The 26,856-nt window shown below is 57.8% G+C and carries 20 protein-coding genes and 6 pseudogenes; 10 read left to right on the top strand and 16 right to left on the bottom strand.

From position 1 onward, the window contains the following. Nucleotides 1-25: 25 nt before the first annotated feature. From KFK14_RS22630 to KFK14_RS22605, 6 genes are all read left to right on the top strand, one after another. Complete coding sequence (locus tag KFK14_RS22630; protein ID WP_212609227.1) at nt 26-1,219, top strand: aspartate aminotransferase family protein; 1,194 nt, start codon at nt 26-28, stop codon at nt 1,217-1,219. A gap of 106 nt (nt 1,220-1,325) precedes the next feature. Continuing rightward, nucleotides 1,326-2,252: an ornithine carbamoyltransferase gene (gene argF, locus KFK14_RS22625; RefSeq protein ID WP_212609226.1), complete on the top strand. Its 927-nt coding sequence runs from the start codon at nt 1,326-1,328 to the stop codon at nt 2,250-2,252. Nucleotides 2,253-2,407: 155 nt separating this feature from the next. Beyond that, on the top strand, nt 2,408-3,310 hold the full coding sequence (hslO, locus tag KFK14_RS22620) for an Hsp33 family molecular chaperone HslO (protein ID WP_212609225.1): 903 nt from the start codon (nt 2,408-2,410) through the stop codon (nt 3,308-3,310). A gap of 217 nt (nt 3,311-3,527) precedes the next feature. Beyond that, entirely contained in the window at nt 3,528-3,935 is a 408-nt protein-coding gene (locus KFK14_RS22615) for a DUF3617 domain-containing protein (protein WP_246524744.1), read from the top strand. Nucleotides 3,936-4,021: 86 nt separating this feature from the next. Further along, nucleotides 4,022-5,269: a putative DNA modification/repair radical SAM protein gene (locus KFK14_RS22610; RefSeq protein WP_212609224.1), complete on the top strand. Its 1,248-nt coding sequence runs from the start codon at nt 4,022-4,024 to the stop codon at nt 5,267-5,269. A gap of 11 nt (nt 5,270-5,280) precedes the next feature. Continuing rightward, nucleotides 5,281-6,663, top strand: coding sequence for a UdgX family uracil-DNA binding protein (locus tag KFK14_RS22605; protein ID WP_212609223.1), 1,383 nt, complete (start codon nt 5,281-5,283; stop codon nt 6,661-6,663). A 486-nt stretch (nt 6,664-7,149) separates the two neighbouring features. Here KFK14_RS22605 and KFK14_RS22600 read toward each other — a convergent pair. Together KFK14_RS22600 and KFK14_RS22595 are read right to left on the bottom strand one after the other, a co-directional pair. Next, nucleotides 7,150-8,179, bottom strand: a pseudogene (locus KFK14_RS22600) (IS110 family RNA-guided transposase). 134 nt (nt 8,180-8,313) lie between these two features. Then, nucleotides 8,314-8,772 (bottom strand): hypothetical protein, encoded by a 459-nt coding sequence (locus KFK14_RS22595; RefSeq protein WP_212609222.1) that lies wholly within the window; start codon nt 8,770-8,772, stop codon nt 8,314-8,316. A 663-nt stretch (nt 8,773-9,435) separates the two neighbouring features. Here KFK14_RS22595 and KFK14_RS24300 point away from each other — a divergent pair. After that, nucleotides 9,436-9,570: a hypothetical protein gene (locus KFK14_RS24300; protein ID WP_281417171.1), complete on the top strand. Its 135-nt coding sequence runs from the start codon at nt 9,436-9,438 to the stop codon at nt 9,568-9,570. Nucleotides 9,571-10,366: 796 nt separating this feature from the next. Here KFK14_RS24300 and KFK14_RS22590 read toward each other — a convergent pair. The 3 genes and pseudogenes from KFK14_RS22590 to KFK14_RS22580 all read right to left on the bottom strand — a co-directional run. Further along, nucleotides 10,367-10,570, bottom strand: a complete 204-nt coding sequence (locus KFK14_RS22590) for a hypothetical protein (protein ID WP_212608815.1) — start codon at nt 10,568-10,570, stop codon at nt 10,367-10,369. Nucleotides 10,571-10,646: 76 nt separating this feature from the next. Then, nucleotides 10,647-10,784 carry a hypothetical protein gene (locus KFK14_RS22585; protein ID WP_212609221.1) on the bottom strand — a complete coding sequence of 46 codons (138 nt, stop codon included), beginning with the start codon at nt 10,782-10,784 and terminating at the stop codon, nt 10,647-10,649. Nucleotides 10,785-11,064: 280 nt separating this feature from the next. After that, nucleotides 11,065-11,889: pseudogene (locus tag KFK14_RS22580) on the bottom strand (catalase-related domain-containing protein); the annotation flags it as partial. A 2-nt stretch (nt 11,890-11,891) separates the two neighbouring features. Here KFK14_RS22580 and KFK14_RS22575 point away from each other — a divergent pair. Further along, nucleotides 11,892-12,503: pseudogene (locus tag KFK14_RS22575) on the top strand (IS630 family transposase); the annotation flags it as partial. Nucleotides 12,504-12,518: 15 nt separating this feature from the next. On the opposite strand, the pseudogene KFK14_RS22570 reads toward KFK14_RS22575, so the two are convergent. From KFK14_RS22570 to KFK14_RS22530, 9 genes and pseudogenes are all read right to left on the bottom strand, one after another. Continuing rightward, a pseudogene (locus tag KFK14_RS22570) lies at nt 12,519-12,623 on the bottom strand (catalase); the annotation flags it as partial. Nucleotides 12,624-12,658: 35 nt separating this feature from the next. Beyond that, nucleotides 12,659-13,825: a glycosyltransferase family 4 protein gene (locus tag KFK14_RS22565; RefSeq protein ID WP_212609218.1), complete on the bottom strand. Its 1,167-nt coding sequence runs from the start codon at nt 13,823-13,825 to the stop codon at nt 12,659-12,661. A gap of 36 nt (nt 13,826-13,861) precedes the next feature. Then, nucleotides 13,862-14,821, bottom strand: coding sequence for a UDP-glucuronic acid decarboxylase family protein (locus KFK14_RS22560; RefSeq protein ID WP_246524742.1), 960 nt, complete (start codon nt 14,819-14,821; stop codon nt 13,862-13,864). Between the two features lie 199 nt (nt 14,822-15,020). Continuing rightward, nucleotides 15,021-15,389, bottom strand: a pseudogene (locus tag KFK14_RS22555) (IS5 family transposase); the annotation flags it as partial. A gap of 41 nt (nt 15,390-15,430) precedes the next feature. Continuing rightward, nucleotides 15,431-16,654 (bottom strand): IS256 family transposase, encoded by a 1,224-nt coding sequence (locus KFK14_RS22550; protein ID WP_212609216.1) that lies wholly within the window; start codon nt 16,652-16,654, stop codon nt 15,431-15,433. A gap of 59 nt (nt 16,655-16,713) precedes the next feature. Further along, nucleotides 16,714-17,108 (bottom strand): annotated as a pseudogene (locus KFK14_RS22545) (IS5 family transposase); the annotation flags it as partial. Between the two features lie 410 nt (nt 17,109-17,518). Further along, nucleotides 17,519-18,706 carry an IS91 family transposase gene (locus KFK14_RS22540; protein ID WP_212608986.1) on the bottom strand — a complete coding sequence of 396 codons (1,188 nt, stop codon included), beginning with the start codon at nt 18,704-18,706 and terminating at the stop codon, nt 17,519-17,521. Nucleotides 18,707-18,714: 8 nt separating this feature from the next. Further along, on the bottom strand, nt 18,715-19,584 hold the full coding sequence (locus KFK14_RS22535; RefSeq protein WP_073978021.1) for a tyrosine-type recombinase/integrase: 870 nt from the start codon (nt 19,582-19,584) through the stop codon (nt 18,715-18,717). Between the two features lie 125 nt (nt 19,585-19,709). Further along, entirely contained in the window at nt 19,710-20,594 is an 885-nt protein-coding gene (locus tag KFK14_RS22530; RefSeq protein ID WP_281417170.1) for a beta-1,6-N-acetylglucosaminyltransferase, read from the bottom strand. A 119-nt stretch (nt 20,595-20,713) separates the two neighbouring features. Here KFK14_RS22530 and KFK14_RS22525 point away from each other — a divergent pair, with 119 nt between their 5' ends. After that, entirely contained in the window at nt 20,714-22,723 is a 2,010-nt protein-coding gene (locus KFK14_RS22525; protein ID WP_212609214.1) for a sulfatase, read from the top strand. 596 nt (nt 22,724-23,319) lie between these two features. Here the strand turns inward: KFK14_RS22525 and KFK14_RS22520 are convergent. Together KFK14_RS22520 and galE are read right to left on the bottom strand one after the other, a co-directional pair. After that, the gene (locus KFK14_RS22520) at nt 23,320-24,219 is read right to left on the bottom strand and encodes a radical SAM/SPASM domain-containing protein (protein WP_246525079.1); all 900 of its coding nucleotides are present in this window, start codon (nt 24,217-24,219) and stop codon (nt 23,320-23,322) included. Nucleotides 24,220-24,474: 255 nt separating this feature from the next. Further along, entirely contained in the window at nt 24,475-25,458 is a 984-nt protein-coding gene (gene galE, locus KFK14_RS22515) for a UDP-glucose 4-epimerase GalE (RefSeq protein ID WP_212609212.1), read from the bottom strand. A 404-nt stretch (nt 25,459-25,862) separates the two neighbouring features. On the opposite strand from galE, the gene KFK14_RS22510 reads away from it, so the two are divergent. Next, nucleotides 25,863-26,852 carry a polysaccharide deacetylase family protein gene (locus KFK14_RS22510; RefSeq protein ID WP_212609211.1) on the top strand — a complete coding sequence of 330 codons (990 nt, stop codon included), beginning with the start codon at nt 25,863-25,865 and terminating at the stop codon, nt 26,850-26,852. Nucleotides 26,853-26,856: the final 4 nt, after the last annotated feature.

Raw genomic sequence — 26,856 nt, 5'->3', positions numbered from 1 at the left:
CGCAAGTTCCAGAAGGGAAGGTATCATGTCGATCACGCCGCTCATGCCCGTTTACCCCCGGTGCGATGTGCGTCCGGTGCGAGGCGAGGGTTGCTACCTGATCGGTGAGCGCGGCGAGCGCTATCTGGATTTCGCCAGCGGCATCGCGGTCAACCTGCTGGGCCATGGCCATCCGACGCTGGTGAAGGCGATCGCCGACCAGGCGGCGACGTTGATGCATGTGTCGAACCTCTATGGCAGTCCGCAGGGCGAGGCGTTTGCGCAACGGCTGGTGGACAATACGTTCGCCGATACGGTGTTCTTCACCAACTCCGGCGCGGAGGCCGTCGAGTGCGCGATCAAGACCGCGCGCCGCTTCCATTATGCCGACGGCAATCCGCACAAGCACAAGATCATCAGCTTCGACAACGCCTTCCACGGCCGGACGCTGGGCACGATTTCCGCGACCAGCCAGCCCAAGATGCGCGACGGGTTCGAACCGCTGCTGCCCGGCTTTACCGTGGTGCCGTTCAACGATCTGGAGGCTGCCGCCGCCCAGGTCGATGACAATACCGCAGGCTTTCTGCTGGAGCCGGTGCAGGGTGAGGGCGGCGTCACGCCCGCCACGAAGGAATTCCTGACCGGCCTGCGCAAGCTGTGCGACGAGAAGGGCCTGCTGCTGATCCTGGACGAAGTGCAATGCGGTTATGCGCGCACCGGCACCTTCTTCGCGCATGAACAGTATGGCATCACGCCGGACATCATGGCGGTGGCCAAGGGTATTGGCGGCGGCTTCCCGATGGGCGCTTGCCTGGCGACGGAGAATGCGGCCAAGGGCATGGTGTTCGGCACGCATGGCTCCACCTATGGCGGCAATCCACTGGCGATGGCGGTCGGCAGCGCGGTGCTGGACGAAGTGCTGGCCGATGGCTTCCTTGAGGGTGTGAAGGCGAAGGGCGCGCGTCTGCGTTCGGCGCTGGAGCAGCTTATTCCCAACCATGACGGCTTGTTCGAGGATGTGCGCGGCATGGGCCTGATGCTTGGGCTGAAGATGAAGGACAGCGCCGACGCGCGCGCCTTTGTCGGCCATCTGCGCGACAATCATGGTCTGCTGACGGTATCGGCCGGACAGAATGTCGTCCGCATCCTGCCGCCGCTGGTCATCGAGGACAGCCATATCGCCGAATGCATCGAGAAGCTGTCCGCCGGCGCGCGGGACTTCGCGGCAAAGGCGGCCTAATCTACATTCTGTGCTCCGGCCTTGAACCGGAGCCCAGGGCCGTTGTCGTGTAATCTGGCCCTGGGCTCCTGCTTTTGCAGGAGCACGATGTTCGGGGGACGAACATATGACAAGACATTTCCTGAATCTGTCCGACGCCGGCGGCGACGCTATCGCCGCGATGATCGCGGACGCCATCGACCGGAAGGCGGCGCGCGCTGGCTGGCCAAAAGGCAAGGCGGATGCCGATGCGCCGCTTGCCGGCCACACGCTGGCGATGATCTTCGAAAAAAGCTCGACCCGTACCCGCGTATCCTTCGACATGGCGATCCGCCAGCTTGGCGGCACGTCGATCGTCATGGATGGCGGGTCGATGCAGTTGGGCCGCGGCGAGACGCTGGCCGACACCGCCCGCGTGCTGAGCCGCATGGTCGACGCGATCATGATCCGCACCGACGATCATGCGAAGATCGAGGAGATGGCGGCGCACGCAACCGTGCCGGTCATCAATGGCCTGACCGACCTGTCGCATCCGTGCCAGATCGTCGCGGACCTGCTGACCGTTGTCGAGCATGGCGTTGCCCTGCCCGGTTCCGAATGGGCGTGGCTGGGCGACGGCAATAACGTCCTGCATTCGATCATCGAGGCAGCGGGCCTCATGAAGTTCAACGTCCGTTACGGCGTGCCGCAGGGCTATGAACCCGATCCGCGCTTTGGCGAGGAGGCCGAGAAGCGCGGCGCGACAATCACCCTATCGCGCGACGCGCAGGCCGTGGCCGCGGGCGCCGACGTCGTCGTCACCGACACCTGGATTTCGATGGGGCAGGAGCATGTGCACAACAAGCTCGCCGCGATGATGCCCTATCAGGTGACGCCGGAGTTGATGGCGCTGGCGAAGTCGAACGCGAAATTCCTCCACTGCCTGCCCGCGCATCGCGGCGAGGAAGTGGTGGAGGCGGTGATCGACGGGCCGCAGTCGCTGATCTGGGACGAGGCGGAGAATCGTCTGCATGCGCAGAAGTCGGTTCTGCTCTGGGCGCTTGGAAAGCTGTAGCGCGGCCTTATATTTCTCTCTCCCCTCCCTGAAAGGGAGGGGCAGGGGTGGGTCGTGAGCGAAGCGAACGTCCTGTCCTTGCTATGATCAGCCGCCGCTGATGCGGCGGACCCACCCCCGGCCCCTCCCTTTCAGGGAGGGGAGAAAGATATACCTTGAGTTCCGCCCCCGACCTCGATCAAACCCTGGGCTTCACCATCCCCTCGCGGCATGTGCGGGGCAGGATCGTGCGTCTTGGTCCGGTGCTGGACGAGGTTCTGGCCGCGCACAGCTATCCGCCGCCGATAGAGCGCCTGCTCGCCGAGGCGCTAGTGCTGTCCGCCCTGCTGGGTAGCACGCTGAAGGACGCGGATGGGCAGTTGACCATGCAGGCTCAGACCGAAAATGGCGTCGTCAGCCTGCTCGTCGTCGACTATCGCGGCGGGCAGGTGCGCGGTTATGTCCAATTCGATGGGGACCGTCTGGCGGAGCTTGGCGCCGATCCCAGCCTGTTCGGGCTGTTCGGCAAGGGGTATCTGGCCATCACCTTCGACCAGGCGGCGACCGGTGAGCGCTATCAGGGCATTGTGCCGCTGGAAGGCCATTCTCTGGGCAAGGCGGCCGAACATTATTTCTTCCAGTCGGAGCAGATACCCAGCTTCGTCCAGATCGCTACTCGACATGATGCGCAGGGCTGCGTGGCGGCAGGCGTGCTGCTCCAGCATCTGCCGGAGGGCGAGGTGGGCCGGGAGCGGCTCCATGTCCGGCATGATCACCCGGAATGGGAGCATGTTCAGGTGCTGGCGGAGACCGTCAAGGATGAGGAACTGAGCGACAGGGATTTGCCGCTCACCGACATAATGTGGCGGTTGTTCCATGATGAGGGCGAAATCCGCGTTACCGAACCGTTACCCATCACCAAGGGGTGCCGCTGCAATATCGATCATATCCGGGATGTAATCAGCCGCTTCCCCGCAGATGAGCGGCAGGCGATGGCGGATGAGAATGGAGACATAAAGGTCGATTGCGCTTTCTGTTCGCGCATTTTTCCCATTCCCCTGCTCAGTTTTCAGCACTGACAATCGGCAGGATCACTGGCCCGACTTCGGCTTTATCTGGCCCGAAACGATACGTTCCAAACCGATACGGCGGCGTCACAAATCTTGCAATTGAGGCGAAACGTGCCATTCCTGCTATGAAATTGCCGTAATCGGAGCCTAATGCAGGCTTCATCAAGAAGGGCGCGGTTTCGCAGGACCTGGAAGAACAGGCCGGCGGCAGGATGGATATTGAGCGGTGCGTATCGCGATCAAGCCTTTTGTCTATGCAGCCATCATGATGACAGCGGGCGGAGCTGTGGCCGCTCCGCTGCAAGCGCCTGTCATCGGTGGTCTCAGCACTCTGGAAACCGGCGACTGGGAATTGCGGAGCCGGGAGCCAGGCGGGAAGATCAGGCATATCTGCCTTGCCGATGCGCGGCAGCTTCTGCAATTGCGCCATCCGGGCCGCAATTGCAGCCGGTTTGTCGTAACCGACACGGCGGCCCAGGTGGTCGTCACTTATGATTGCGCCGCCGCCGGAAGCGGCCGCACCGCGCTGCGTATTGAAACCCCCCGGCTGGTGCAGATCCAGTCGCAGGGTATTGCCGACAGCGCGCCATTCGATTTTGCGATGGAAGGCCGGCGGATCGGCGCCTGCCGCTGACGAGCCGCTACCCGGCTTAATTTCCCTTGCTTCAGATCAAGCCATTCACCGTGGACAAAGAGGCGCGCAGAACATAACAAGAACTTATGGCGCAGCTCGACACTCTGCAGAAGCTCGAAATCCTGGCGGATGCGGCAAAATATGATGCATCCTGCGCATCGTCCGGCACGGTGAAGCGCGATTCCGCCGGGCAAAGCAAAGGGATTGGATCGACGGAAGGCATGGGCATTTGCCATTCCTATGCGCCTGATGGCCGCTGCATTTCGCTATTGAAGATATTGCTGACCAACAGTTGCACTTTTGATTGCCATTATTGCATCAACCGTCGCAGCTCGAATGTCCGCCGCGCCCGCTTCACGGTGGAGGAGGTCGTCAACCTCACCCTTAATTTCTATCGCCGCAATTATATCGAAGGGCTGTTTCTGTCGTCAGGGATCATCCGTGATCCGGATTATACGATGGAGCAGGTAGTGGCAGTTGCGCGGTCGCTGCGTCAGGATCATGGGTTTCGCGGCTATATCCATCTCAAGACCATTCCCGACGCTGATTCCGGCCTGATCCGGCAGGCGGGTCTTCATGCCGATCGCATTTCCATCAATGTCGAATTGCCCACGGCATCGGGCCTGTCGCGCCTTGCCCCGGAAAAATCCTCCACCCGGATCGAGGGCGCAATGCAGTCGATGAAAGGCGATATTGAGGATGGCCATGACGCCCGGAAACGCTTCCGCTCCGCACCGGATTTTGCGCCCGCCGGGCAATCGACACAGATGATAGTTGGCGCGGACAGCGCCAATGACGGCGACATCATCACGACGGCAAACCGCCTATATGGCCGGTTCAATCTCCGGCGGGTCTATTATTCCGCCTTCAGCCCCATCCCCGACGCCAGCGCCATCCTGCCGCTGCGCCGTCCCCCATTGATGCGCGAACACCGGTTGTATCAGTCGGACTGGTTGATGCGCTTTTACGGCTATAGTCCGGGCGATGTGCGCGACGCGACGAATGACGCGGGCATGTTGCGGCTGGATATCGACCCGAAGCTGGCCTGGGCGTTGAAATTTCGCGGCCGTTTTCCGGTGGACGTCAATCGCGCGCCGCGGGACATGCTGCTGCGGGTGCCGGGGCTTGGCGTGAAGGCGGTCGATGCGATCCTGGCGGCGCGGCGCTGGCGGCGTTTGCGGCTGGCCGACATCGGTCGATTGACCGTGTCGCTGGCAAAAGTGCGTCCCTTCTTACTGACGGAGGACTGGCGGCCGTCCGCGCTGACGGATCGCGCCGATCTGGAATCGCTCCTGACGCCGCGCGCCGAGCAGCTTGAACTGTTCGCTGCCTGATGGGCCGGGCGATGCGGCGGATCGACCTGCAGCGGGAGGATGATTTCGAGGAATGGCGGGACGCCGCACGCGCCCTCGCATCGGCAGATGTGCCCGCGCATGCGACGATCTGGCGGGCCGGGCAGGAGACGGACGATCTGTTCGCCGAAGCGGCGGCCGCTGTTCCCGGAGAGAGGGCGGCCGCCTTTTCCGTCCCGCGCAGTTTCGTGGACCTCGCAAGGACGGTGGTGTGTCATCGCGATCCTCAGCGCTTTGCCTTGCTTTATGGCGCGCTGCTCCGGTTGCGGCACAATCCGGCCTTGCTGGAGGATCGGGCGGACCCGGCAGTAAGGCGGCTGGAGGATATGGCGAAGGCGGTGCGCCGCGACATGCACAAGATGCGCGCCTTTGTACGCTTTCGCGAAGTGGAGACGGATGAAGGGAGCCGTTTCGTCGCCTGGTTCGAACCGGAGCACCATATCGTCCGGGCCAATGCCGGTTTCTTCGTCCGGCGGTTCGCCACCATGCGCTGGTCGATCCTGACGCCGGATATATCGATCCATTGGGATGGCAGCATGCTGTCCGAGGGGCCGGGCGGCGCGCGCGCCGATGCGCCCGATGATGATCCGGTCGAGGAGATATGGCGCGCTTATTATGGATCGATCTTCAATCCGGCGCGGATGAAAATCGGTGCGATGCTGAAGGAGATGCCGAAGCGTTACTGGAAAAATATGCCGGAAACCGCGTTGATCCCCGGCCTGGTCGCGGGCGCACAGGCAAGGGAGCGCAGCATGGTGGAATTGTCCAGATCACAGGTTGGCGGCAATGGCGAGGTTGCCTGGGACGCCTTGCGCGCGCAGGCTATGTCCTGCACGCGCTGCCCGTTGCATCGCTGCGCTACGCAGACGGTGTTCGGCGAGGGACCGGTCGATGCGCAAGTGATGCTGGTGGGAGAACAGCCGGGCGATCAGGAGGATATCGCCGGGCGCCCGTTCGTGGGGCCAGCCGGCCAGTTGCTGGACAAGGCGCTGGCGGAGGCGGGCATCGATCGCGCAAAAATCTACGTCACCAATGCCGTAAAACATTTCAAATTCGAACAGCGTGGAAAGCGGCGGCTGCATGCCAAGCCGAATGCCGGAGAAATAGAGGCGTGCCGCTGGTGGTACGATAGAGAGCGCGAACTGGTGCGTCCGGCGATGACGATCGCCCTGGGCGCGACGGGCGCGCGAGCCATGTTGGGGAAAGCAGTGACGATATCCGCCTCGCGAGAGAAGCCGCACAGGCTGGCGGATGGAGGGGAAGGGCGAGTAACCGTCCACCCCAGCTATTTGCTGCGGATTGATGATCGCGCCCGCACCGAGGAGGAATATGCAATGTTCGTCAAAGACTTGCAGGAGGCAGTTCAGGGATTTTAATCCCTTTCGCCTGAAATTTTTCCCCCAATTTGGATGGGCCAATAACCAAAACTAAACCGGTTTTTGCAAAACTGTTCTTGCGACCCGAGGAAGGCCCCTTGTTGGGCTCCCTCTCATGGCCCGGCTTTCCTTGAAAGTCGGGCCTTTTTTCTTAATATTATGGGATTGGCTTCGGTAAGTGCTCGAGCGTTAGAATGCTGGCAGCTGATTGGAAAGCACTCGGTTGCGCGATGCTTCTGTATGTGCCTTTGTTCGTCAAGTCCCTCTGAATGATTATCTCGTCGCTAGGACCATGCTTCTGTCCGTGGTCAGCGCGAAGACCGCCCCGCCATGCCATCAGATCTAGAACCGGCAGATCAATCTAGGAAGCGTGGTTTGCCGAAGCATTCACAGCACTGCGCACGATCTTGCCAAGCCCTCGTCCCAGCAACGGGACGTCATTAGAAGCGTGTCGTGCCAGGCGCGCCTCGATCAGTATTTCCTCCTTCATGCGGCCATGGCGGTTGCGTCCCAGCGAAACTCGGTAGCATCCATCCACATGCGGTGCAGCACGACGCCGAGTTTGCGCGCCAGAGCAACCTTGGCGCGCCTCATGACGCGATGTTTCGTCACTTCGAGCGCCCAGCGCTTCAGGCTGGAAAACCGCGTCGCTCTCGTCAGCATGATATGCGCTGCTTCGAAGATCGCGGTTCGGACGATCGTGTCAGCGACCTTGCTGACACCTCCATTCCGGTCGGTCTCGCCGGACTGATATTTCTTGGGGGTCAGCCCAAAGTAGGTGCCGACCGTACTCGATTTTCCAAAGGGGCTCGGATCGTCGATCGCCGACCGATATGTCAGGGCGACCAATGCGCCGACCGCCGGAGTGCTCATCAACCGGTTACAAATCTTGTTGGCGCGCGACCCTCTACATCTCTCGGTGGAGCCTGGTGAACTCCTCCCCCCAACGTTGCCCGGGCCGCCAGCATCGCGCCGATCACCGTCTCCAGAGTGGCGTGTCCTACGATTAGTTCCTCGATACGGGCCTTGAACCAACCGCGACTGACCTCGCCGACCTTCAGTCCATATCCGCGTAGTATCCCCCGAATGCTGAGCTCAACTTCGAGCAGCTTACCCCGCGGAAGCTTGAACCCGACGAGTACGACCGGGGTATCCTGCGATGCTACCGATTTGGCATGAACTGGCCGATATCAGCCCATCCGCAGCAACTGGGCAATGCCGCGTGCATCTTTCCGGTCGGTCTTCACCATCATCGCCGAAAGTGCCGCCTTTACGTGTCGCGTCTCCAACAAGACAACGTACCGACCCGCGGCAACAAGCCAGCATGCAACCAATGCGATAGCGGCCCTGCCACCAGTCCGATCCTACGCACCGCCAATTCCAGATCGTCGAAATACCGCACCATCGCCTCGGGCTCGCTGGTGACCTTGACCTCGCGAACGATCTTACCCTTCGCGTCCACAATGCGCATGCTGCTCTCTTCAAGAGAGGCATCGATTCCGGCATAATACTCCACGGCTGATCCTCTCATGATGCTTAGGGCCGATCGCTCGGATCCGTTTCTAACACCATCATTCTGAGGGACAGCCACCCAACTTGGCTACCCTTGAGACGCTGGCCCATTAAGGCATCTAGTAATATTAATGTCCGCTACGCAATCCCTGAGGTCATCCCTGCCGCTAAGAGTTGGGACTTGGTTGTAGAGTAAAAGCTTTCGATCTCTTTCCAATGTTCAAGATTCTCAATGGGATGTCGATCATCCTTTTCGGCACCTGCCCATTGAATGACATTTAACATCACTCGATTATTTACTAAGATGAATAATGCTATCAACCTAGCATAAAATATCCTAGAGTAAGAATTTCTCGCTCTATTGAAATGATTGGACGCAAGTATGGCATAATCCCAAGCGCACATCATCGCATGAGCTTGCTCAGAATTAATTCCTGTAAAGTCATCCATGTAAAATTGATTGATCGCATCTAGCAAGCGAGGGCTGGCTATTACCCTGTCGTCTCCAAAATCTGGAATATTGAAATCTAAGCATAAATCTGGCCCCGAAGACCCTTCAAAGATGCTTGTGATTGGATTTATAAAGCCATTTGCCATGATCGGTCGTTCCACGTTGAATGCGAATCTCTTAGCCATCGCGTGCCAAATTTGATTCTAAAATGAGCCGTAATGATTGGTTCCGATTCTCTACAGGCGCAAGTTAGTGAAGAGATCCCGCTATCGCTATGCTATTCCAGACAAACATGGAGTCTGGTATCTTAATCGAGCGGATGCAGAACGTGGGGCAGTGGAGATCGGCGTAGGGTTTATGGAACCAGAAACTGGCCGGTTTCGGGCGGGCCCTTTGACCTCAATAGAAGAGGCTATCGTTGGGTTGCAACGCCGACTTTAATATCACGATCAGTTGTCGAGTTAACGCACCAGTGGTTTTGCCCGCGGCTTCCTCACTTGATCGTTTGCAAATCGAAAGTCGGGCGATTTGCCATCATTCATGACCAAAGCGCACTTGGTGCAAAAATATATGCTTCGCGGAGGCATTGGCTCGCCACATTCCGTGCAATAGGTCTTTCTTCGTTTATCTTGGAAGTGCCGGACGACCGGAATTATCATGGCCAGCATAAACCCAAGCCCGAAATAAATGGCGATGGCCCAAAACATGGTTAACTTTGCCATAGCGCTGCTTTTTATATAGCAGAATTCAATGTTGCCAAGGCCTCGAGTGAACACAGAAGTTTTTAGTGGAGGTTGGGCATATTCGGCATGCTACGCGATGAAAGGACGCTTTATCAGGCGCCATTGGTTGCTGCCTCATGCGTGGCCTATGATGATCCGCAACATGAGCAACGCCAGAGGGCAAAAATTTTCGCCCTTGCCAGCGGCAAAATTATGATCTGAATGGCATTGCGATTGATCCCGACTGGTGACCGTCAGTATCCCAGCGCATACACTCGTCGGTCGCGGCTGTGGTAGCAAGATCGCTTCTACTAGGAGCGGAACAGAGGGAATTCTTCTTTTTTGTGATCCTGCACTGAAATGTGCGTGCTAAGCGGATCGTACTCCATATCAGATTAAAGCCGGGGCTATTTTGTGGCGCCTTATAGTTATGACATGCTGTTGTCATATTCTGCCATCCAAGCTGTGATGCTTCCATGTGGAGGATTCGATGCCGTCGCACCGTGAACAAAGTGACACCACTGCTTTTCTCGCTTCTCAGCCAGTTATCAGGCCTACTCCTACTTTCGCTGCCTCGGTTTGTGTGCTGCTGCTGATAGTCTCAGTAATGATTCTGGGAGGTATTTATACCGCAGCTGTCAACGTGGGCGGATTGGTGAAGCGTTTAGGCTGGTTTGTCCAGCATGCGAACATTCTAAGCGCCCATGCACTTGAGCCGTCCAATTCAGAACCCTATCAGCGCCACCGGAGGATATGTTTTGGCAAGCGAATCCCGTGAACTACTGGTTTTGACGATGACGTGGATGCAGCATATCCCGCCACGGGAAGGCGATATCCATTGGCATGAAGGGGTGGAATATCGGATCACAGGCCTCCTCCCCGCTCATCGCGACGAATGGTTCCGCAAGGCGGTTACCCTAACGCTGGAGACGAAATAGCCTTCCCGCCCATGCAAAAGGAAACCAGGCTGCACTCATGATCTCGCGTAGCGTTGCCTTAAGGAAGCCGATATCTTCCATTACTCAAAGCGAAACAGGCGACGGCGACTCGCCTGATCTTGAGGCTGGGGATAATTGCCTGAGCTAATCGCGCGACGTCCGATTTCGTCAGCGACCTCATGATCGAAGGCCGAAAGGACATCATCGGTGGGAATGAGGAGCCACGCCTCCATCAGATCACGATCTGACATATGGCAGGCTATGATAGCTTTTTGGGCGGGCATGGCTCTCTCCAAAGCCGTTTGCCTGACAACTCGCGCCTGCTTGTTCCGTTCCGAGCAGTGTGGCCGCGACCGACGGTCAGTTCAAACTGCGATCTTCGAAATCGAGCGCTTCGGCTAGATCGGCAGCCCGCTGCCAAGCCCAGATCGTGGGATAAATGAAAGTAACAAGAATGGAGACGCCAATCGTCTCCAGCAATCCAATATCTTCTGTCATTGCACGTCACCTCATATAGAGTGGCGTAGGTCGGCCCAGCAGGCTTGCGGGTGCCTGCCGGGCCTAGCCATATGCTCGGCCGAGGGGCTGGTGAGCGGCTAAAGGGAGAATGACAGCAATTCGGACAAGCTGTCTTGATTTGGATCAGGAGAAACACTTTGTCCCATAAAGATACAATAAGATGCCCCTGGGCCAAGGGCAGGCCCTAAACCTGCTGTCCAAGCCTTCAGCCTAGTTCCCTTCGCGCGGGTCGCCGCTCAACTCTAATGGCGTCGCATGATCAAGTGAGCGTACGAAGCAAGGACTCCCGGGCATAGAAGCGCTGGGCTGCTGCTGTTACAAATTTCTTGTCGAGCCCGGCCACACCCTCGTCCGGCATTACGCCTGCTTTGTCGAGCAGCGGCTTTGCTGCCTCGCTCGCACCGATCGCTTTGAGATGGCCGAAGGCGTTCATCACAAATTCGACTGCAGCACCTTCTTTTACGAGCCCTTCACAACCTTCCTGCGACAGGACAATTGCAACTGCATCGAAGATCTGGCTCGGCGAGCCGGCAAGCTGGCCATCGGCCTTGCGCACCGAGCCGTCGCTGAGCTTCGCGCCGCCGACCTTGGGTGCGACGATCACCGCCTTGCCCTTGGCCTTTGTGACCGCGTCGATCACGCCATCGAGTTCGGCAGCATCGGTACCGTCCGCGATAAGGATACCCACCGCGCGACCTTCCAGCGTATTCTTCATATTCTTGTGGATCGAGAGCGCATCGGACAGGTCCATGTCAATTGGCGCCCTGGCCGCAGGTGCTTTTTTGGGCAGTGTTATGCCCAACCCATCGGCGACGCGTCGAGCAAGATCCTCATCGACGTTGCGCAGGTTGGCGACCATGCGCGGCGGCACTTGGTTGAGCAGGCCGACCTTCGACAGTTCGAACACGAAGGACGAGGCGATATGCGCCTGCTCGCTTTCCGTTTGCGAGCGGTAGAACAGCCGCGCCTGGCTGTAATGGTCGGCAAAGGTCTCTGAACGGACCCGCAGCTTCTCGCCGCTTTCTTCAGGACCCGTCGCCGCATCCACCGTGGCAAAGCCGGTCGTTGGGCTTTCGCGGGAGCCACAGCTTCAAAAAAACACTGTTCGCCAGCGAGCAGGATCGTCCGCAGATCGCGCGGCGGCGAGCGCAGTGGAAGAAGTACCAGGGTCGCCTTGATCCGCGGCGGCTGGTCTTCATCGACGAGACCTGGGCGAAGACCAACATGACCCCGTTGCTGGGGTGGTGCCGGCGCGGCGACAAGCTCGTCGCCAAGGCCCCGTTCGGCAAATGGAAGACACTGACCTTCGTGGCGGCGCTACGTTGCGATCGGATCGACGCCCCCTGCGTGCTCGACGGACCGATCAACGGCCAGCTCTTCCTCGCCTACGTCGAGCAGTTCCTCCTTCCCACCCTGTCGCCCGGCGACATCGTCATCATGGACAATCTGGGCAGCCACAGGGGACAGGCCGTGCGCAGGGCGATCCGCCGCGCGGGCGCAAAACTCTTGTTCCTCCCGCCCTACAGTCCCGACCTCAATCCTATCGAGCAGGTCTTCGCCAAGCTCAAGCTGCTGCTCCGAAAAGCGGCAGAGCGCACCGTCGAGGCAACATGGCAGCGCATCGGGCATCTCCTCGACGCCTTCCCCCCTCACGAATGCGCAAACTACCTCAGAAACAGCGGATACGCTTCAATCTGATCAGGACAAACTCTAAGCCTCAGCAAATGCCTGGTCGAAAACCTGGATGCCGAGATCCCATTGGGGGAAATCGCCGCTGTCGATCGCTTCGAAAAGGTCGCGGCGCTGATAATCATTGTCACCCATAGTGACCGACGTTTCGGTTTGCTCCTTAATCAGACTGGTAGCTGATCGAACACTCTGGATAAGATGGAAGAACAATAAGCGCGCCAATTGAGATCGGAATCGTAGCGTCCGCGGGCAGTTCTCGCCATGGCGCGATAATCCTCCTGCCGCGCAAACAGCGCACCAACCGCGTCCGCGAATGCCTCCGCGCCGGCATGCTCGGGCAGCAGGATGCCGCTGACGCCATTTTCAATGATGGTTGCGACCCCGCCCACATCCTGCGCGACGGACGGCACACCGAAAGCCGCAGCCTCTGCAAACACATGCCCGAAAGCCTCTACCCGGGAAGGCACGAAAAGCAGATGGGTTCGGCTAAGAATGTTCGAGAGTCGCTCGATATCAGCCGGCTTCCTTTTACTCAGAAATGGGATCACCGTGATCGCGCTGTCCGAGGGGATGGGCGGCTGCACACCGATGATATTGAGTCGAACATCAATTCCTCGCTCTCTCAGCAACCTGTGCGCCTCAAGAACGATATTGCCTCCCTTCCTTGGCCAGTCTACGCCCATAAATGTAAGAGTGAAGGGACCGAAGCCACGATCGATGATCATCTGCTCTACCTCAGAGGCAGTTGGATCGACCGCGAGATTGCCGCCCCATGGGATCATGGCGAGCCGGGCGTCATCTATCTTGTAGGCTGATCGAACCATGTCTATCGACCGGTGCGAAGGATAGACAATAAGACTGGCTTTACGGAAGACTTCTCCCTCCTTGAGAATAGCCTGTCCCACATAGGTATTGCAGGGCGGTCTTTGTTCAAAGGGAAAATAGTTCAGCCGTTCGATGAAGGTCTGATCGTGACCAACAACGACAGGAATGTCTGTTCTCAGCTCAGAAGCTGCCTGTGGTTGCACTACGTAAACGAGATCCGGTCGTACGGCAGAAAGCCGGCGTTCAATATATCTGGCGACCTGACGCTGAAACAGCGGCTCCCACTCCCAGTGATAATACAAACCGAGCAATCGAAAGGCGATCTTCTTTGGCAGGAAAGCCCAAGCGATTCTGGGCTTGATGGGAAACATATCCACCACCTCGCAACCAAGCTCGCGAAATGCCTCCCGGATACGATAGGGGCCACCAGATATGATTTCCGGACGCGCTGCGTCTTGTAGGCAGACAAAGGCTACCCTGGGTTGCTTCACAGAACCATCTTTCATTCTTGGCGCACTATACAGATCCAGGCGATTAGCGCGTCAAGCCGCCAGATTACCGGTTTCCTCATTTCTCATTATCGCCTCAAAATAGGCGATGGTGCGCTCCAGGCCCAGTCGCAGTGGTGTCTTGGGCTCCCATCCCAGAGTTGCCTTTGCTGCGGAAATATCGGGCCTGCGCTGGCGAGGGTCATCCGTCGGGAGCGGATGCAGATGGATGTCGGATCGACTGCCTGTGATGTCCTTGATGATCGTCGCCAGTTCCCCGACTGTAAACTCCTCGTCCCTGCCAAGGTTGAGCGGACCGGTCACATTAGCCGGGCTGTCCATGAGACGGATCAGACCGTCGACGAGATCATCGACATAACAGAATGATCTGCTCTGCGAGCCATCACCATATAATGTGATGGGCTCGTTACGCAGGGCCTGCACAATGAAGTTCGACACCACACGTCCGTCGTCCGGGCGCATCCGTGGTCCATACGTGTTGAAAATCCTTGCTACCTTGATCGCAATGCCATGCTGGCGATGATAGTCGAAAAACAGCGTCTCGGCGCAACGCTTGCCTTCATCATAACAGGAGCGCGGTCCGATGGGGTTGACCTTGCCCCAATAGGATTCATCCTGGGGATGAACTTCAGGATCTCCATAGATCTCGGAAGTGGAGGCCTGCAGGATCGGGATCTTGAGCCGCTTTGCCATGCCAAGCATGTTTATGGCGCCCAGTACGCTTGTCTTTGTCGTCTGGACCGGATCATGTTGGTAATGGATGGGGCTGGCCGGGCAGGCCATGTTGAATATGCGATCCGCTTCCAGAAAGAGCGGAAACGTCACGTCGTGCCTGATCAGTTCAAAATTGGGATTCGACAGAAGGTGATGGACGTTCCTGCGGCTTCCGGTGAAGAAATTGTCGACGCAGATCACCTCGTCTGATCGGGCGAGCAGCTTTTCGCAAATGTGAGAGCCGAGAAATCCAGCTCCGCCTGTAACCAATATGCGCATGAAAAAGCTCCGCCTCGCTTGCCAGATGCGGCTCCGGTAATAGAAGCGGAGCATTACTTTCGTCTTAAGCCTGTTGATCTGATTTCAGAAATCCGGACGGGCAATGGTTGAGCAAATCCTATAGCTCTATATTTGTCAGCGAGAGCATACTGCTCGGCCATGTCAATTCACTGACTAGGCTGTAGTGACGATTTAATGATTTGACCCAGAGCATGATGCTGGCGAGTTTGACGAAGCCGAGGAAGTTGGTTGCGAGTTTGTCGTATCGGGTAGCGATGCGGCGCCACTGTTTGAGCTTGGCGAAGAAGCCCTCGATACCCCAGCGCTGTTTGTAAGCGATGCGGTCGTAGCGGTGCTGGTATTTGCGATGGCGGCGAGGCGGGATGACCGGTTCGCCGCCTTGTTGGTAGATGAGGTCGTGCAAGCTGTCGGCATCGTAGGCGCGATCTGCCAGCACCTTACCGGCCGGGATGCCTCGGATGAGGTCGCAGGCGGGCGCCATGTCGTTCTGCTGGCCAGGACCGAGGATAAAGCGGACCGGCAGGCCGAGCGCATCGACTACGGCGTGGGGACTGTCAGGAATTTCGTGTGCGGCGAGGCGGTTGATCATCAGGCCGTCATGGCCCTGATGAAACGTTCGCCAAAGAGCGCGGCAAATTGCGCTTTCGCCATGTTCCACTCACGCGGTGGCATTTTCCACTCTTTCTCGGATCGGTTCAAGATCAGATAGAGGAGCTTGGTGGCGGCCTCATCATTGGGGAAATGGCCCCGTGCCCGAACGGCGCGGCGGAGCTTGGAATTGAGGGCTTCGATCGAATTGGTCGTATAGACGATCCGCCTGACCTCGTCGGGAAAGGCAAAAAACGGGATGACTTCGGGCCATGCCCGGCGCCAGCTCTGGCCGATGGCGGGATAGCGCTGTCCCCAGAAGCTCGCCTCGAAGGCCGTCAGCGCTTCCTCAGCGGCCGCGGCATCGACGGCACGGTAGATGGCTTTCAGGGCGGTTCCGAGCGCCTTGCGATCTTTCCACGCCACGAAATCCATCGAGTTGCGCAGCAGATGGACAATGCAGGTTTGAACCATGGCTTCGGGAAAGACGGCGGTGATGGCGTCGGGGAAGCCCTTGAGGCCATCGACGACGGCCAGCATGATATCCTCGACACCGCGGTTGCGCAGTTCATTCATGACGCGCAGCCAGAACTTGGCGCCCTCATTCTGTTCCAGCCATAGCCCCAGGACCACCTTGGTCTCGTCGGCCATGACACCCAGGGCGATATGGATGGCCTTGTTGCGGACCATGCCCTCATCGCGGATCTTGACCCGGATCGCGTCGAAGAAAACCAGCGGATAGGCGGGGTCCAGCGGCCGTTGCTGCCAGGCTGCGACTTCCTCCAGCACCGCGTCGGTGATCGTACTGATCAGATCGGGCGAAGCGTCGATCCCATACAACTCGCGCAGATGACCGGTAATCTCTCGCGTGCTCATGCCGCGCGCGTACATCGAGATGATCTTGTCGTCGAAACCGGGGAAGCGACGCTGATATTTGGCGATCAGCTGTGGATCGAAACTGCCCGCCCGATCCCGCGGCACCTCGATCTCGATCCGTCCCCCGTCGGTCGTCACCGTCTTGCGGCCATAGCCGTTCCGGCTGTTGGCCCCCTGATCCTCCTGGCCAAGATGGTGATCCATCTCCGCGTTGAGAGCCCGTTCGGCAAATGCCTTCTTCAGGGCGTCGAGCAGGCCGCCCTGGCTGAGCGCCGCCGCCGCGTCAGTGCCGGCCAGCAGCTGGTCGAGAATGTCGTTCGGTATCAAGGGTTCTTTCCGTCGTGACATACTGGGTCTCCTTGTCGCCCATTATGCCTCGCCGCACACGAAATTCCTGACAGTCCCACGGCGTGGATCTTGGTGCCGAACCCGCCTCTGGAGCGCCCGAGAGCCTGGGCTTGAGCGCCCCCCTTTTTACCCGGGCACCTGCCGCCTGGGCCTGGGCGCGGATCACGGTCGCATCGATCGCCAGCCACTCGATGTCGGGATCGTCCGACACAGCCTTGAATATCCGATCGATCACGCCTTGCTCGACCCAGCGATAATAGCGCCGCTTGGCTGTCTGATACGGGCCGAAACGCTCCGGCAGATCACGCCAGCGCCCGCCCGATCGCGCCAGCCACAGCAACGCATCGAGAAACAATCGCCCGTCGCTGCGTGGACCACGCTTGCCCTTGCGACCACCCGGAACGAAATCCCGCAGCCGCTCCCACTTTTCGTCTCGAAGAACCTCACCTTCCACGCCAGCCTCCAAAAGCCAGCGTTGAATCAGAAATCCAACTCGTCGTGAATCTGGAGGTTTCTGTGAGGTCGCGCAGGCGCAACGCTGGCGTCGTGAAGCGGCGCGACCTCATTGAAGCCGGATTGAGCTAACCCGCTGACGCGCGCGCAACCTATGGGATTAGTGGAAGAGCACTGAACGCTGCGGTCTTGGTTTGGATGGTCCAAAGCCCTGGCGCCAGTGGTTGCAGCGCCTAATTCTCGGCAAAGGTTGCGGTGATCGTCGCTCAGATCTGCAGTATAAGCTGGCCTCAGCTCGACGCATATGCCCGGCGGATTGGCTTGTGAGATACCGGACAAAGGAGATCATGGCGTTTGTCGGCACCGCTGCCGCAACGCTGCTGTGTTTGATGTTCTGTCGATCTCTTGTGATCATGATGTATCGGGCCAGGGCTGCGGGTCACCGATACGCAAGCGCGGTAACGTGGCAGCAATGCGCAAATTGCCGCCACAACAAGGGCACCGGGTTGGGTCAAAGTGTGGCAGTCGCGCTGTGGTGTTGCTGACCTCGCCCGCGATCGGCACGGTCGGTTCGGTAAGGATCAAGAGCTTCCGGATCGTGGCGAGACGCACGCGGCGGCAGCCATTGGCGAGAAAGCCATAGTGTCGGATGCGATGGAATCCATCCGGCAAGCTGTGGATGAGGAAGCGGCGGATGAACTCGTATGGACTGAGCGACATTAGCCTGGATGCGTTGCCATGACGGTAATCGCGCCAACGGAAGGTTACGCTCGTGTCGTCGACGCTGACTAGGCGGCTGTTGGCAATCGCGACTCGGTGCGTGTAACGACCGAGATAGGCGAGGACATGTTCGGGCGATCCGAATGGAGGCTTGGCATAGACGATCCAGTTCTTGCGCCACAGCCTGCGGACTGCGGTGGCGAAGGTCTTGGCATCGTCAAACCCATCCAGCTTGCCGGAGAAGCGCAACCGCCCGGCCATATACGCCGCTTTAAGCCGTTCGAGGAACAGTCGGCGGAACAGGCGTGAGAGAACATGGATGGGCAGGAAGAAGTTGGGCTTGCAACCGAGCCACCGTCCATCCGAAGCAAGCGCGCCGCCAGGGACAAGGCAATGAATATGCGGATGATGGGTAAGCGCCTGACCCCAAGTGTGCAGAATTGCCAGGAACCCAATCTCGCCGCCAAGGTGCCGGGGATCGGCAGAGATGGTCTTGAGCGTTGCCGCGACGGCATCGAACAGGATCGCATAAACCACAGCCTTGTTATGGAACGCGATCTCGGCGACTTCGCCCGGCACCGTGAACACGACATGGAAATATGGCACCGGCAGTAGATCGGCCTGGCGGTCGGCAAGCCACCGTTCGCGCGTTGCACTCTGGCACTTGGGGCAGTGCCGATTACGGCAGGAGTTATAAGCGACGCGGGTATGTGAGCAGTCCTCGCAAGTCTCGACATGACCACCGAGTGCAGCAGTTCGGCACAGTTCGATCGCCGACATGACACGGCGTTCCACGCGGCCGATATGACCATCATGAGCTTCGCGATAAGCGTGGCCATGGCGGCGGAAAATATCCGCCACCTCCAGATTGGAGCGCACCGTGCAGCTCAGGCCGGTGGTACCACCTCAAGGGTCAAGCGATCGAACGGGCTCTGCGTACCTGCGATCGTGCTTGTCGCCACATGGGTGTAGCGAGCCGTCGTCGACAGGTTGCCGTGCCCCAGCAAAACCTGGATAATCCGGATATCCGTACCGCTCTCGAGTAGATGAGTTGCAAAGCTGTGGCGCAGCGTATGCACGCTGACTCGCTTGATCAGGCCTGCGGCCTTGGTCGCCGATCGGCAAGCTGCATGAAGGACCTGTACATCAATCGGCTTGTCGCCCCGTCCGGGAAACAGCCATTCTTCGGGACGGGCCAGTCGCCAGTAAGTCCGCAAAACCCCCAGCAACTGCGGCGACAGCATGACCGCGCGATCCTTGGCACCCTTGCCATGGCGGACCTGGATCAACATCCGGTCGCTGTCGATATCCGCGACCTTCAGACTCACCGCCTCCGAGGCACGAAGGCCTGCGGCATAGGCCGTCGTCAGCGCAGCGCGCGCCTTCAGCGATGATACCGCTTCGAGAAAGCGAACCACCTCATCGGCACTCAGGATCGCCGGCAGCTTACGCGGTGTGCGCGCATAAGCGATCCGCTCTGGGATCTCCGCTCGGTCTAACGTCACGCCATAAAAGAAACGAAGCGCGCAGACCGTCTGGTTGAGCGCGCCCCATGAAACGCCTTGCGACACCAGATAGACTTGAAATGCACGGACATCCTCCAGCCCAAGCCGATCCGGCGAACGACCGTGATACTGGCTGAACCGTTTGACCGCGTGAATGTAGGATCGCTGCGTTGCAGGCGACAGGTTGCGCAGGCTCATATCGTCGATCATACGACGACGCAGCGGGCTTACCGCTGCTGTGGCGTCAGTCATGGGATGGTCTCCTGGTTGAAGGTTGGTCAAGCAACCAAACCATCTCATCAGGAGGCCATTCCAGCCAAGACCCGCACTTCTCCCGCGTCAGCGGGTTAGTTCAATCCCTAAAATGTCACCACAGTCTAGAGCTTTTGGAGGTGTTTCTCCACAATAGATACGACATCCGCATTCCGGCTACTGAATTTTCGCGCGAAGTAAATGGGTACTTTGCCGTATGAGCCGATGGTCGTTGCGCCGTCTGATAACAGATATGGCAGATGATCATGTCGAATATGACAGGGGCGTTCCACAGGATCGGACCAATCCTGATACAGATTGGCGGGCACACAGCGATCCCGGTGCACATTGCCCAAAATGGTATGGAAAAAGGCTTCATCAGGAATAGCCGCATGCCTGAAAAAGCGCGTCAGATTCCTGTCGTCAGCGTAGCGAAGTATTGTTTCCACGGCTTCTGCAGACAAGGTGCACCAGGCTGTACCACCATATAACTTCCAGTCGCCGAGATACCGGTTCGGGTCTCGCCATGTCAATTTGGAGATACGACGCAGAAGGGCTCCGCGCAGGCGTCGCAAAGTGCCCTGATTCCGATAACTGCCTTGCCAATAATATCTGGTAAAGCGCTTCAACGGTTTCCCGGGTGATGGCACGTCGACAAGATTGATATACGCAAACTCGGACAGCGCCGAATGTATCTTGGCGACGGGCTGAACTGGGAAGGAGTTTCCGCTCAGGATAGTCATATACTCTATTGGTAGACCCAGACCCTTCGCAAACTTCAACATCTCCACAAAAACGCGCACAAAATTCCAACCGCCCCAATATAATTTCACCCTGTTTTCGACAAAGTAGAGATTTGGACGGCTAACCGCGGTGTGGAAGGGCGTTATATCCACTATCTTATTGATGTGGATTATAAACAGGCTTTCCTCAGTCTCCAGAGCATCCACCAGCCGCCGCAGATGCTCCGGATCCTCGTGAGTCATTATTAGATATGCGACGACAGGCATGTCGACTTAAGCACGTGCCCTTATGTATTGTTCCGGAAGCTGGCACTGGAGTTCGCCAATGCTCGCCAGAATATGTCCGCTTGCCGATATTCGGCAAATTTCCTTAAGCTGTATGTACTATGCCGCATGAAGCAGAAGCGGGTTTCGTTATGGGGTTTCGTTCAATGACCGTGCTGGCAACGATTGGCAGGCCCCTACGAAAGGCGCTCGAAGATCGGGAATTCCAGATCAATATCGTGCGACTTGCAATGCAGTCTGCGGCTGCTTTGGCGATCCTGTTGGCGTGCAGAGCATTGATAATCTACAACGAGTGGACCGAATGGTCATCCATCGACGTGAATTATGTTTACCTCGCCAAGACCACAGTCCATTCGGCGAAGCAGGACGCCTTGGTGCTAACCGCGCTTACGTTGGCTGCGTTTCTGTTGGTCCGCTCCCTTGGTCGGTGGGCGATCGCAATACATTTAATTTGGCTGTTCCCGGTGGTGCTCGTGGCAGCGATCAATGTCAGGGTGACGGCGCTTTTCGGTGAGCCCGCGACGGCAGGTCTTCTGCGTTTCGCCGGGTTGGCGGATCCTCGCGCATTAGGCACGATCATCGGATACGCTGATCCTAAGGACCTCTTGCTGATAGCCGGCGGCGTGATCGTCCTCTCTGCAGTTTCAGTCGTGGCCGGTATCGTCATCCGCCACTCGCGCTTCGGTGAAATGGCAACAGTCGCATGCAGTGTGATTGCTCTCGCCGCGCTCGCCGCAATTTCGGTGCTTCCTGCCGGCGTCTCCGGCGTGGACGGGCGTCGCCACGCTAACGCATTTGCACGTCTCGCCCAATCCTGGTTCACGCCCGATCCGCTATCGGCCAGTGAGACGATGGCCGTGCGATCTGTGGACCCGTTCAGCGCGATGCCCTCGCGCGAGAAGCCCATCACTACCCTCGCGGCGGCGCAGCGCGCGCAAACTGTGCGCAATGTCATCGTCGTGGTAATGGAGTCTGTCGGTGGTCATTATCTAGATCTTCTGGGCCGGCCGGAGACCGCCCCTAACCTGGCCGCCCTGCTTCGCTCCGGCGCATACTTCCCGAACGCCTATGCGCACGCGCCCAGCTCCTCGATGTCGCTCTTCGCTATCCTTTCAGGCATGTATCCTCCGGTGGCCTATGAGACTATGCCAGACATGGCGCCGGATCTGCCACTACCAACGATAATGAGCGAACTCGGATCGCGAGGTTTTCGTACCGGGACATTCTTCTCCGCGGGCTGGGACTATGCCGGCTACACCGAATTTTTGCGGTACCAGGGTGTGGAAAAGATCGAGACAGCATTGAATAGAAGGATGTGCAATCCCGGAGAGAGTCATAAAGATCCTTCCCTGGTTCACGCGGCCGATTTTGCCTCGACCAGCGACGAATGTACCGCCTCATCGATGATGCATTGGATCGGGAAGAGCTCCGATCCATTCGTGGCGCTTTTGTGGACCAACCGGACCCATTATCCCTATCATGCCGGCAGCGACGCGGAGTCATCCTCCACTATCCGGGACATGCGGGCGAGATACGAGGATGGCATTCGCGCGACTGATCGACTGATTGCAAATATGGTATCCCGTTTGCGTGAGCGTGGCTTCCTCGACGATACTCTCATCGTCGTTCTTGGAGATCATGGCGAGGGCTTCGGCCAACATGGCGCAACCGTTCATGGCCATCATATTTACGACGAATTCATCAGAGTACCGCTTATCCTGATAAATCCGAGGCTGTTTGCCGGCGCCGTCCGACAAGACGTGGTCGGCCAGATCGATGTCGCTCCCACCATTCTGGACGCTATGGGCTTGCGCGCTCCTGCCGCATGGCACGGACTGAGCCTTTTTGGCCCCATCATCAGAGAGCGCACATTCTTTGCGGTCCCTTGGTCCAGCGTCTTCATGGGATATCGATCGGGAACGATGAAGGTCGACTACGAAGTTACGAGCCGCAAAGTGGAGATTTTTGATTTGCGCATCGACCCTGATGAGAGGAGAAGCGTGTCGGCTCTTTACTCGCCCAACCAAGTAAAGCACGCCGTCGATCGCCTGTGGTCCTGGAAGAATATCGTGGGAGATCGGTATAGTGTGATGCAGGCTGCCCATAAATGAAGTTGCAGGCAAGTGTGGATGGTCGCCCGGAGATATCCACGCTAGACGCGGCGCAGCAGGCGTATCCTGCCAGCTAAGGTCGTTACGGATTATGAAGATAATCCCGATGATGATCCGACGATCATCGATGGACGAAGAATTTGATCGCAGTTTATTTTATGGCGATCATCAAGTCAGTACGCCATACTTGCAGACCGCAATGGCGCGTATCTCGGCTTTTCTTCACTACATATAGCTGAGATTGAATGGGGTTCGATATTGCTGTCTCGTTCTTCTCTGTCACCCGTTGCGACCGCCGCACTTTGGCTGTGCCATGTTGTCTGGACCCGAGGCACTTTTGCCTCGTCATCAGCCATTATACCGGCAATCTGGGCGAGAAGCTGGTCATTGTGATGATACATCTCCAATCTCTCCATGATGCCATCGTTAACTAAGAGCGTTAACTACACAGCAACACCGCAGGATTCCTTGGGTTCCATCATGGTGGGATGTTTCGTCATAAATTTTACACATCGTCTGTTGATGTGGCGCGAGCAGTAAAGCTCACGCCCGGAAAAGCTCCTTAACCTGAAAATGTGAGGACGCTGTTTTCGCGGTCAATTATCCGGGCTGAACGTCTCGCGCGGCAAATGCGGACCGTCATTGAGGACCGGGCAGCTTTCACAGAAATGTCCTTTCTGTTCGGGCGCTGTCGGTTTCGAGGCCAGCGATCTGGCCAGGCGGTAGGGTTCCGACCGATATATGTTTTTCACAGTGGATGTGCGGATATCGCCCATCGCGCGCCGTCTATCGAGCGCCAGATAATTTTCCTCCATGCGATAATGGCAGCATCCGAAAAGCAGTCCGTCGGGGCTGACCAATGCCGAGAAGTAAGGCCAGCCGCAAAGCGGAAGTTTTCCGCCTTTTCGCGGCATTGTATGGCGGGGTTGGAAATCCTCGACCCATGGCGTGGTTGCGCCATCGATGACCAGTGGGGCGTCTATGCCCATCTCCTTGCAGAAACTTTCGATCTTCGGCCATTCATGCTCATTATGATCAAAGCATATATATTGCAGGATAAGCCTCGGGCCTGACTTGCCCGCAAGCGCCGCAAACCGACGGAGATTGGAGTCCACCAGATCCCAGCGTCCGCGGATACGGTGCTTGCCGAATGTCTCCGACGAAATTCCATCGACCGCGACCAGTATCGCGGTCAGGCCTGACGTAGCCAATTCGCGCAAGCGCTCGTCACTCAGGGAAAAGCTGAAATTGCTGGTGACATAAGTGTTGATGTTGGCCGCGCTTGCATATCGGATCATCTCGACGAGATCCCTGTTCATGAGCGGTTCGCCAAGATTGTAAAGCGACATGACATGGCTATGCCCCTTCACCTGATCCACCAGCGTCCTGAATGTTTCTATCGTCATGCTGGCGGGCAGGGACTTCTTCTGGTCTCGGCTCAGGGACCCGTGAATGCAGACCGGGCAGGACAGTTGGCATGACGGGGCTACATCCACTTTCAAATGGATGGGATATCCTCCGATATTCGGGTTCTTCAGAAGATATGCCGCACCCCTTCTTGCAATATTGAAGAGTTTCTTGGGGGTGAGATTCTTCCTGTATATGTAATTCTTGCGCCACAGATGTCTGAATTCCCTCACTCCATGTCCCCCGATATGGATTCCAGGCCAGATGGGATCAGGCCGACTTCGCTAATGATCATTGATAAGGAGCCCGTGAAAGGGATGCGCATTTTAGCGGCAAAATCCATCTCATGATTCCTGTTTGTTTCGTTGCCATGCAAGTGCCGTATCGATGATTTCGAAAAGACCTGATTGGCGTGGCTGCCATTTGAGGTCTTTACAGGCCCGATCCGCCGCTGCGACCAGAACTGCTGGATCGCCTGTACGCCGCTCGCGTAGCTGAAGACTGATGGTGCGGCCCGTGGCCTTTTCCACTGCCTTCACGAGCTCAAGGATGGAAATGCCCGAGCCAGTACCAAGATTGAAGGCCTCTGCCCGCGGCAAAGCCTCCAGAAGCCGTTCTCCGGCAGCTACATGGGCATTCGCGAGATCGGACACATGGATGAAATCGCGTATTGCACTGCCGTCCGGAGTGTCGAAGTCACAGCCGTTCAGAAAGAACGCGGCATTGGAGTCCAAAGCTGCTGTGATAAGCAGAGGCAACGCATGCGTTTCCGGGCTATGATCCTCCCCGATTTCGCCCTCTGGATCGCAGCCCGCGGCATTGAAGTAGCGCAAGATCACAGAGGAGAACGAATGTGCCGCAGCATAGTCCTCGAGCATGCGCTCAACCGTGAATTTCGACCAGCCATAGGGATTTACAGGCTGCTGCGGATGCTTTTCATCGATTGGCAGATAGACTGGATCCCCATAAGTCGCGCATGTGCTTGAGAATATCAGCCGTGAGCACCCCTCTGCCCGCATGGCTTCCAGCAGCGAAAGGGTCCCGCCGACATTATTCGCATAATATAGTTCGGGATGTTCGACAGACTCGCCGACATAGGCGAAGGCCGCGAAATGCGCGACGATGTCGGGTTGAAATTCCTCCAGGACGCTTTTGACGAAGGGCGTGTCCGCGACGTCCCCTTCATATAAATGCCCCCAGCGGATAGCTGCGCGATTTCCGCGTGAAAGATTGTCGAGCGCGGCCACATCCCAGCCGGCACGGCTGAAAGCCTTGCAGCAGTGGGAGCCTATATATCCGGCTCCGCCTGTAACCAGCACCTTCTTCATGTTACTCTCATCGACGCGGGAATGAGAAGATCACTATCCAAAAATCTTCCGCATGGACGGGCTTAGGGATAGCCCGTTTATTTTCCAATAATGTTGAAGGCCCCTGTGAAGTAAGCGTCTCAATTTGTGACGAAGTTTGAGGGCCGCTTCATCCGGTTCATTGATCGCAAAGGAATGTTCGCCTAAATTTGGTCATAGCTTTCCTCCGGAATTCTATGTGCCTGTTTACCAATTTCGAGGCCTTTTGCTGTTAGGTGCCTTGCTGTCAGAGGCCATGAGGCTGTCTGCAGCGTCTAGCCCACGGGGTGAAATTGGCTGGCTCTTCCAGCCAATATGATGTTAGTTTTGATTGATCTTCCTTATGGCGGTCCAGGCTTCCGGAAAGATCGGTTTCTGGGGTTTCTATGGTCCGGCGTCGCATTGCCCGAACATTGAGAAGCGCGAGAGCGGCGCTCGGGATCAATGTTCCGGTGATTTTGATGTACCATCGCATTGCCGATGAGAGCTTCGATCCCTGGGGTCTTGCCGTCACGCCCGACCGGTTCCGTCGCCAGGCCGAGTGGCTCTCCCGTAACCGCCTTGTTCTACCGCTGCCTGATTTTGCCCATGAGCTCCAAAAGGGCCGACTCCCGGCCAGGGCTGTGGCGATCACCTTCGATGATGGCTATGCCTGCAACGGCGCCATGGCTGCTCCCATCCTTGCTGCTTACAACCTTGCATCCACCGTCTTCCTTTGTCCGGAACTTATCACGCGAGGGGAAGAATGCTGGTGGGATGATCTTGAACGGATCATCCTCTCGAGCCATTCTGACAGGCTTGATCTGGATATCGGGAATGGGGTGCAGGTCGTGCAGTTGGGACCTCGTGACCCGGGCGACCGTGTCTGGCCCACCGATTCACCGGCGGCAACCGCGCGGCAGAAAGCTTATCTTTCGATATGGGAGAAGCTTTTGCCGCTGGCGGCGGGGGCACAGCGTACTGTCATCGCGCAACTCCGGGATCAGGTCGGAATAAGCGGTGAGCCTCGCGCCAGCCATCGCCTGATGGATGAAGCGGAAATAACGGCGGCGCACCGCCTCGGCATGGCATTTGGCGGGCATACACTCACCCACGCGGCCTTGACGGCGCGGACCGATCAGGAACTGGCATCGGAAATCCAGGGAAGCTTCGCATGGTGCAACATGCGCAATGGAGCCGCGCCGCTGAGCTTCGCCTATCCTTACGGCCTTCTGGATGACAGGGCGGTGGACCTGGCGGCAAGGTCAGGGTTCGTCTGCGCCGTCACCACAGAGCAAGGGCGTGTCAGGAAGGACAGTTCCGTGTTCAGGTTGCCCCGCCTCCGGACGGAGAACTGGACTGCCGTGAAGCTTTCCCGTGCCATGAGCAAGCTGTGACAAC

This window comes from Sphingobium phenoxybenzoativorans (assembly GCF_018286635.1).
GTDB lineage: Bacteria > Pseudomonadota > Alphaproteobacteria > Sphingomonadales > Sphingomonadaceae > Sphingobium > Sphingobium phenoxybenzoativorans.
The sequence above is the reverse complement of the archived record's forward strand: the minus strand, read 5'-3'. Positions and strand labels throughout refer to the sequence as shown.